This is a genomic window from Mesorhizobium huakuii (assembly GCF_030160235.1).
Lineage (GTDB): Bacteria > Pseudomonadota > Alphaproteobacteria > Rhizobiales > Rhizobiaceae > Mesorhizobium > Mesorhizobium huakuii.
Window position 1 is genome coordinate 1 of record NZ_BSNY01000061.1, and the last position, 6,625, is coordinate 6,625.

The following is a 6,625-nucleotide window of genomic DNA, read 5'->3' on the forward strand; positions in this document are numbered from 1 at the left end:
CCGCCAGCATTCTCATCTTGATTGACGCAACGCTCGCACCTTCATTGTCGCGCCGCAGCGGGGCGAGGCCCAACTTCGACATTCACTATACGAAGGTCACGGAAGCGCGCCAGCATGTATTCGGTGTTAGCCCGAAGGTCTGGGCCAATGTTGAAAACATCAACTTCCCAACGCCATATCTGTCGGAAGTCAGCAGCTCTTGATAGAAGATTCCTAAAATTGGGACCGCCGACATGAACGACCGGCGTTTCGACCGTACGTGCGAGCGCCGTGACTGCCTGGTGTGCAATCGCAATCTCGAGGGCCACTGCAGCTCCACGTTGGTCCTGCGCCCGCTGAAGTAGTTCGTCAAAGCCCTCTAAAAGCAGGAGTTCCGTCGTGCCTCGTTGCATCAACGACGTGCAGGCTCTTCTAAGGAACTCCGCAGGGCGAGACAGTGCGTTTACGGCCAAGGCCTTGGACGCCAACACTTCCGGAACGCAGATATCGACCGCAACGGTCTGCGTTCGTTCGATTTCCTTCCTGTCGGTTCCCGCCGGGTACAGCCCTCGTGCAATGATGTCGTCGACAACATGGTTGAGAACATAAGACGCGACAATGGCGCTGCGGCCAGACTGCGGCATGCCAGTCACGGTTGCGCAATGTGGGTCGCCTGATTCCGGAGCGAGTTGGCGTCGCATGTCGTCAAAAACCGAGTGCACCGCGAGCTTGACCGCCCAAGTCGTTCTCCTGATTGGAGCATTGCGGCCGCCGCTCCCCTTCTGACTTTTCTTGGACATGCTCACCTCGCCTACTCGGGATCACCGGCCAATCTTGGTCGTCGGTGCAAGCGTTTGGCCCTCTGACGACCGGCTCCTTTGGGTCGAAGGTTGACCCGGCTCTTCAGGTCAACCAGCGGGAAGAGTGGCCAACATATTATGGCGTGTCAAGAACTATCATGATGATTTTGGCGCACAGTGGTCGAACTAGAAGATTCTATGCGCCGATTGTAAGATTTTTAGTTTCCTTCGTACAGCGTACGGCAGCAGACTTCGATTGAAAACCTAGGCTCTAACTAGATATAGGCCGTAGCAATCCATTCTTGAAAGGATTTACTCGTCTCTAATTGGAAGGATTGAATTCTTTGTCGTTTTCTTCGTGTCGGCGGCGAGCTAGGATTCGCCTTTGCCCCGCCAGGATTCGTTGCCGCGATTCTGAAAAGGCACCGACCGTGCTCAAGTACCGCTACCGAATCCAGCAGTTCTCGGTGCCGGGCGTCGACCATTGGATGTGATCACCCTCGGCGCCGGCGCAGGCGGTGGCGTCCCAATTGGGTTCTCCTGGTCCCGGCGGTATCAACCGGCTTTGTGCATTAGCTCCTGTCCGCCTGCCCTCCAAAGCGCTCTATCACTTTCTTGCCTCCGGCTTCGGCAGCGCTATTACCGGACCGTGGTCCGCAGTAGACGCCAAGAAACCTTACGCCGGCTGCGCCACGGCACGTGCCATCCCGGCTCCCTCGATGACAGCGAAACGCTCGCTTATCAGATCGACCCTACGCCGCGAAATGTCTGCGATCGCCTCTCAATCCGCACATTCGCCAAGTTAGCCAGTTTCTTGCCCCGAACTTGGCTGCTAGTCTCAACCGCTGAGGGAGACTTACGTGTATATTGCAGAAATCAGGATCGAAAACTTCCGGCTGTTCGGATCGGCCGACCGCGCTTTCAACCTCTCCCTTAATCCCGGGCTGACAGCTCTCGTCGGCGAAAATGATGTGGGCAAGACGGCGATCATCGACGCGTTGCGGCTAGTGCTCGGCACCCGCGATCAGGACATTCTGCGGGTCGATCCGGTCGATTTTCACCAGGCGGCGCCCGGCGCCGAACCTGCGGAGCAGATCGTCATCCGACTGACCTTCCGCAGCCTCACCGTCGCCGATCGCGGTGCCTTCGCCGAGTTCCTCACCTTCGAGACGGTCGGCGAGAGGGTCGAAACAGTGCTCTTTGTGACCTGGGTAGCGAAGCGTAACGCCAAGGAAGGCAGCTCGCGGCGAGTGTTGCCGCCCGAATGGCGCACTGGCGCCAAGGGCGACGGACCGCTGATGGACCTCGGTGCGAGGTCGCTGCTGACCGCGACATATCTCCGCCCGCTGCGTGACGCGGAACGCGCGATGAGCGCGGGACGCGGATCGCGACTGTCACAAATCCTCCAGCACACGGCGGAGATTCGGAACACCGGTGTCGGCTTCGACCGCCATGTCGCGCCACCGGTCGACCCGAAGACCTTGAGCGTGCTCGGGCTCGGCGACTACGCGAGCCACCTCTTCAGCGAGAGCGAAGGCATCAAGCAGGCGCGCAAGCGGCTCAACGAGGACTATCTCGCGCCCTTGTCGTTCGCCGACGATCTGTTGCTGGCGCGGATCGACGTTGCCGGGGCACAGGAGGACAGTCTCCGGCTGCGCCAGCTCCTCGAAAAGCTCGACCTCGCCCTGACGGAATCAGCCGACGCCGAGAGCGCGCACAGCCGCGGCCTAGGTTCGAATAATCTCTTGTTCATGGCATGCGAGTTGCTCCTCCTCGCCGCGGAAAGCGATGGCTTCCCGCTGTTGCTGATCGAAGAGCCCGAGGCGCACCTCCATCCGCAGCGCCAGCTTCGCCTGATGTCGTTCCTGCAGGCGCAGGCGAATAAGAAGCGTGCCGACGGCCAGCAAATCCAGATCATCGTCACGACTCACAGCCCGAACCTCGCCTCGGACCTTAAACTGGACAATCTTGCGCTCATCAGGGGCGGCCGCGCCTTCCCGCTGTGCCACGGCAAGACGAAGCTCAGCGCCTCCGACTATCGCTTCCTCGAGCGCTTCCTCGACGTGACCAAGGCGAACCTGTTCTTCGCGCGCGCCGTGATGATCGTCGAAGGCGATGCCGAGACCATCCTGCTCCCGGTTGTCGCCAAGTTGCTCGGCCGCGATTTTCACTCTCATGGCGTGTCGCTTGTGAACGTCGGTGGCGTCGGCCTCGGCCGCTATGCGCGAATCCTCATGCGCGAGGACCCCGAGAAGGACGGGATGATCAACGTTCCTGTCGCCTGCGTCACCGACATAGACGTGATGCCCGACATGGCACCGTGGATCGTCGGCAAGCTCGAACCGGGCCAGCCGGTGCCGGTCCGACCGCCCTCGAGGCGGCAATGGCGGATCAAGGCGGACCTGCCCGGTGACGAACTCGAACAGCGTCGCGCCGAGCGCCGAGCGAAGGCTTCGGGCCAGCGCGTCGAGACCTTCGTCGCGGGCGAGTGGACGCTCGAATATGACCTCGCCTTTCACGGGCTCGGCAAGCAGATGTATTGCGCCGCCTCACTCGCGCTCGCGGATGACCGGCTCAATGCCGGGGCCGCGGTCCGAGCCGATGTCGTCGCCACCGCCGATCTGGTCTACCAAGCGATTGTCGGCGCCGGGCCCGATCAGGAGACGCTCGGCTCGCACGTTTATGCGCTATTCGAGGCCGAGGGCGCGTCAAAGGCTATCGCCGCCCAATATCTGGCCGAGTTGCTCGAAAAAGAGATCGAGGCAGGCACGCTCGACGCCGAGACCCTGCGCGCGCAGTTGCCGCCCTATGTCGTCGCGGCGATCGTGCATGTGACAGCGCCCTTCGTTGCCGCGGCCGGGACGGCGGCAGGCTCGGTCGCGGGCTGAGCACGATGTTCGACGATCTCATCCGAGAGCAGGATGTCGCCTGGGCCGCGGCGCTGATGGGGTTGGGTCCGGAAGGCTTCGCTCCGGTCGACGGCGACGACAGCCGGCTCCAGGCGATGCTCAATCTCGACACGGTCGATTTCGAGGCGTGTCCGGGCAGCGGGAAAACGACCTTGCTGGTCGCCAAGCTAGCGGTGCTGACTACGCGCTGGCCGCATCGCCACCAAGGGATATGCGTACTTTCGCACACCAATGCGGCGCGCAACGAGATTAGCGCCAAGCTCGGCAATTCAGCGGCCGGGATTTCGCTCACACGCTATCCGCATTTTGTCGGGACGATCCATTCGTTCGTAAATGAATATCTGGCGCTGCCCTGGCTGCGCTCGAAGGGCATCGAGGTACGCTGCATCGACACACAGATTGCGCTCGCCAAGCGCTGGGGCATCCTTCCGGGCAATACCCGCTGGACGCTACAGCAACGCGGGCTGAAGGAGAGCTGCCTGATCTACACCCGCTCCAACTATACGGGTGGCAGGACTGGCAATCTCGGACCGAAGACGCCGACCTACCAGGCGCTGGTCAACGCGCGACGCGCGGGCAGCGAGCAGGGCTATTTCTGCTTCGACGAGATGTTCGTCTGGGCTAACGAGCTGCTCGACAAGCGGCCCGAGACCGCCGCCGACTTGCGGCAGCGCTTCCCGCTAGTCTTCGTCGATGAGGCGCAGGACAATAGCGAGGAGCAATCGGCGCTTTTGCACCGGGTCTTTTGCGCCGGCGACGTGCCCTCGCGCCGCCAACGCTTCGGCGATTCCAATCAGGCGATCTATGCGCGGCCCGGGGCCGACGGCGCCGACACCGATCCGTTCCCGGGGGCGGTGGTTCATCCCATGCCGCGCAGCTATCGCTTCGCCCAAGGCATGGCCGATGAGGTGAAGGGGCTCGGCGTCACCCCGCAGGCGCTGATCGGCGCGGGACCGCCACTCCATCATGACGTCGCCCCCCAGGCACCAGCGCTGTTCTTGTTCGATGACGCGACTGTGCAATCAGTGTTGCCCCGCTATGGCGCCTATCTCGTTGCCTCTTTTGACGCGGCAGTGCTGGAGCGCGGCGTGTTCACCGCAGTCGCCGGCGTACACGATCTTGATGCGAATGGGCGGGTGCCGCACGCCATGGGCCATTATGCCCCGGCCTATGATCCGAACTGCGCACGCAAGGAGGCTGCGCCGAGCAGCTTCGCGCAATATCTGGCGCGTGCACGGTTCGCGATGGTCGGCAGCGGAAATACCGACAAGCTGATCAACGCGACGGCGTCGGCGCTGCTGGCGGCAAGCGAGGTAGCCGGCGGCACTCATGGCCGGATGGCGCGCAAGTCCCCACATCGCCGCGTGACCGACCTGCTGTCCGAGACGGAGGCGCATGCCGGCTATCTCGCACTGCTGGAGATCGTCCTGGCGAGCAGGGGTGAGATCAGCGAGGCGGATTGGCAAGCGGAGGCGCTTCCGTGTGTCGAGACGATCGTCAAGCAACTGAGCAACACCGAGGCGATCGGCAATGAAGTCGGCGTGTTCCTCGGCTGGCCGCACGCCGGACCGCCGCCGGAGGGCGAAGCCGCGATCTTGGTCCGAAATGATAATCTGTTCGCCTATCCCGGCAAGGAGCCGCAGGTCCAAATCCGGCTGGGTTCGATCCATTCGGTTAAAGGTGAGACGCACACCGCGACGCTCGTGCTCGACAGCTTCTATTTTGATCATCATCTGAGCGAGCTCAAACCTTGGCTGCTCGGGACAAAGGTGGGTGGCTCAAGGGCCAACGCGCGTGGCAGGACCGAGTTCGAAGGAACGCGCATGCTCGGCCGGTTGAAGCTGCACTATGTCGCTATGACCCGCCCGACCCATCTCCTGTGCCTGGCGATGCGCAAGGACGCATTCGCCGAGGGCGAACTCGACATCCTCACAGGTCGGGGATGGACGATCATCGATTGCTGCGAACAAGCGCACGGTTGAACTGCCACCAAGGCACCTTCAGCGTCAAAACATCACCTCCTCGAAGTCGGTCAGCGTGTCGCAGTTCAGGCAATGGTGCAGGCTGGAGACCTCCTGATAATGGATGCCGCAGCAACAACCGCAGAAAGGGCAACACTCCTCGTACTCGAGATCGCCCCAGTCCCATATGCCGACAAATTCGGTAATGCCGTCGCGATCATAGCCAATAATCTCGAAGGCGTCGGCATTCTTCGCGACAAACCCGCGGATTCCGGCGCGAAGCAGAATCGGCTGGATGTCGGCGGGCTCGATCTCGAACCATTCGCCGCCGCGCCGCTGGTGCTGGAATCGCTGGTGTAGTGCGTGCTCGAAGGCCACCTCATCCTCAGCGACGATCCAGCCGATAATGAGCAGCTCGGCGGGATTACCGGTCTGGAGATTCCGACGGCGCTTCTGGATATCGGTCGCGCGGCCGATCTTGAGCGCCTTGCGAGCATTTCCGCACTCGACGATAAAATAGACTGGCATCTCTGGGCCTTATAATGGATTTCCCGGCGCGGCGAGCTAGGCATCAGACGCCGAAGAACGAGCACTCCATCCCCGGATCAAGGAACGTCAGCGGGTTTTCTGGACCAAGAACATATTCGGGCCAGGCTCGGGCAAGGGCGTTCATCGCGGCCGGGTCAAGCGAGTCGCTTCGCCGCCGCACTTCATTCACCGCCGCGCCGTGGAAGCCCTCAACCAGCGCGATAATGGCGGCGGCGCCGAGCAAGCTCGGCACGGTCAGACGGATAGTTGCCATATCGCTGTCGAGGCAGAGATGGACTAAATGTGGGTGCAGGTGGCGCGTCCGTTCGAGCAGATTACGCATGTCGAAGCCGCGACCGTCCTGCGCGAATAGGTAGAAATCGTAGAGATGGCTGCGGATTCCGACGTGAAGCCGGCCGCCATTCCGATCAAACACCGGCCACCATTC

At 61.9% G+C, this 6,625-nt stretch carries 4 protein-coding genes and 1 pseudogene; 3 read left to right on the forward strand and 2 right to left on the reverse strand.

Translation table 11 applies throughout. From position 1 onward, the window contains the following. The 3 genes from QQK95_RS31075 to QQK95_RS31085 all read left to right on the forward strand — a co-directional run. A partial coding sequence (locus QQK95_RS31075; RefSeq protein WP_284278306.1) for a hypothetical protein occupies positions 1-203 on the forward strand: 203 nt, incomplete at its 5' end. 1,436 nt (positions 204-1,639) lie between these two features. Next, a complete protein-coding gene (locus QQK95_RS31080) occupies positions 1,640-3,667 on the forward strand; it encodes an ATP-dependent nuclease (protein ID WP_284278307.1) in 2,028 nt (675 codons plus the stop codon). Between the two features lie 5 nt (positions 3,668-3,672). Next, on the forward strand, positions 3,673-5,670 hold the full coding sequence (locus tag QQK95_RS31085) for a UvrD-helicase domain-containing protein (protein WP_284278309.1): 1,998 nt from the start codon (positions 3,673-3,675) through the stop codon (positions 5,668-5,670). Between the two features lie 24 nt (positions 5,671-5,694). Here QQK95_RS31085 and QQK95_RS31090 read toward each other — a convergent pair whose 3' ends face one another. Continuing rightward, the gene (locus QQK95_RS31090; RefSeq protein WP_284278310.1) at positions 5,695-6,177 is read right to left on the reverse strand and encodes a GIY-YIG nuclease family protein; all 483 of its coding nucleotides are present in this window, start codon (positions 6,175-6,177) and stop codon (positions 5,695-5,697) included. A gap of 43 nt (positions 6,178-6,220) precedes the next feature. Then, positions 6,221-6,625 (reverse strand): annotated as a pseudogene (locus QQK95_RS31095) (hypothetical protein); the annotation flags it as partial.